Source organism: Staphylococcus sp. AS1337 (assembly GCF_051408735.1).
In the GTDB taxonomy this organism is placed as follows: domain Bacteria; phylum Bacillota; class Bacilli; order Staphylococcales; family Staphylococcaceae; genus Staphylococcus; species Staphylococcus xylosus_B.
Genome location: NZ_JBOIHZ010000017.1, coordinates 1 through 1,666 on the forward strand (window position 1 = coordinate 1; position 1,666 = coordinate 1,666).

1 rRNA gene is annotated in these 1,666 nt (G+C 49.7%); it reads right to left on the minus strand.

The annotated features are described in order from the left end of the window. Positions 1-39: 39 nt before the first annotated feature. A 16S ribosomal RNA gene (locus ACSUE0_RS14510) occupies positions 40-1,592 on the minus strand. Positions 1,593-1,666 lie beyond the last annotated feature (74 nt).

Sequence of the window (1,666 nt, forward strand, 5' to 3'; positions counted from 1 at the left end):
TTCATCTTCGTAAGAAGATGTTTCCGAATATATCCTTAGAAAGGAGGTGATCCAGCCGCACCTTCCGATACGGCTACCTTGTTACGACTTCACCCCAATCATTTGTCCCACCTTCGACGGCTAGCTCCATAAATGGTTACTCCACCGGCTTCGGGTGTTACAAACTCTCGTGGTGTGACGGGCGGTGTGTACAAGACCCGGGAACGTATTCACCGTAGCATGCTGATCTACGATTACTAGCGATTCCAGCTTCATGTAGTCGAGTTGCAGACTACAATCCGAACTGAGAACAACTTTATGGGATTTGCATGACCTCGCGGTTTAGCTGCCCTTTGTATTGTCCATTGTAGCACGTGTGTAGCCCAAATCATAAGGGGCATGATGATTTGACGTCATCCCCACCTTCCTCCGGTTTGTCACCGGCAGTCAACCTAGAGTGCCCAACTTAATGATGGCAACTAAGCTTAAGGGTTGCGCTCGTTGCGGGACTTAACCCAACATCTCACGACACGAGCTGACGACAACCATGCACCACCTGTCACTTTGTCCCCCGAAGGGGAAAGCTCTATCTCTAGAGTTTTCAAAGGATGTCAAGATTTGGTAAGGTTCTTCGCGTTGCTTCGAATTAAACCACATGCTCCACCGCTTGTGCGGGTCCCCGTCAATTCCTTTGAGTTTCAACCTTGCGGTCGTACTCCCCAGGCGGAGTGCTTAATGCGTTAGCTGCAGCACTAAGGGGCGGAAACCCCCTAACACTTAGCACTCATCGTTTACGGCGTGGACTACCAGGGTATCTAATCCTGTTTGATCCCCACGCTTTCGCACATCAGCGTCAGTTACAGACCAGAAAGTCGCCTTCGCCACTGGTGTTCCTCCATATCTCTGCGCATTTCACCGCTACACATGGAATTCCACTTTCCTCTTCTGCACTCAAGTTTCCCAGTTTCCAATGACCCTCCACGGTTGAGCCGTGGGCTTTCACATCAGACTTAAGAAACCGCCTACGCGCGCTTTACGCCCAATAATTCCGGATAACGCTTGCCACCTACGTATTACCGCGGCTGCTGGCACGTAGTTAGCCGTGGCTTTCTGATTAGGTACCGTCAAGACGTGCACAGTTACTTACACATTTGTTCTTCCCTAATAACAGAGTTTTACGAGCCGAAACCCTTCATCACTCACGCGGCGTTGCTCCGTCAGGCTTTCGCCCATTGCGGAAGATTCCCTACTGCTGCCTCCCGTAGGAGTCTGGACCGTGTCTCAGTTCCAGTGTGGCCGATCACCCTCTCAGGTCGGCTACGTATCGTCGCCTTGGTAAGCCGTTACCTTACCAACTAGCTAATACGGCGCGGGTCCATCTATAAGTGATAGCAAAACCATCTTTCACTTTAGAACCATGCGGTTCCAAATGTTATCCGGTATTAGCTCCGGTTTCCCGAAGTTATCCCAGTCTTATAGGTAGGTTACCCACGTGTTACTCACCCGTCCGCCGCTAACGTCAAAGGAGCAAGCTCCTTATCTGTTCGCTCGACTTGCATGTATTAGGCACGCCGCCAGCGTTCATCCTGAGCCAGGATCAAACTCTCCATAAATGAATTATGATGTTTGATTAGCTCATAAAATACTAATTTGTGTTATCTCTAACACTTGTTTTGAACCAACAATT